The 398-nt window shown below is 73.6% G+C and carries 1 pseudogene; it reads right to left on the bottom strand.

Annotation, left to right across the window (positions count from 1 at the left end):
* Nucleotides 1-398 (bottom strand): annotated as a pseudogene (locus tag KUM32_RS35365) (polyketide synthase); the annotation flags it as partial.

Here is a 398-nt window from a genome sequence, read left to right as displayed (position 1 = left end):
CCGTGCCGCATCGCCAGCACCATCTTGATGACACCGGCGACGCCCGCGGCGGCCTGGGTGTGGCCGATGTTGGACTTCAGCGAGCCCAGCCACAGCGGCCGGTCGCGGTCCTGGCCGTAGGTGGCCAGCAGGGCCTGCGCCTCGATCGGGTCGCCCAGTGACGTACCCGTGCCGTGCGCCTCCACCACGTCCACGTCGGAGGGCTTCAGCCCGGCATTGGCCAGTGCCTGCCGGATGACGCGCTGCTGCGACGGGCCGTTGGGGGCGGTCAGCCCGTTGGACGCGCCGTCCTGGTTCACCGCGCTGCCGCGGATCACCGCGAGCACCGGGTGCCCGTGACGACGGGCGTCCGACAGCCGCTCCAGCAGCACCACGCCGACGCCCTCGCCGAAGCCGGC

It is taken from the genome of Streptomyces sp. AC627_RSS907 (assembly GCF_019049165.1).
Note: the sequence above shows the minus strand (reverse complement) of the source record. Positions and strands in the feature narration are given on the sequence as shown.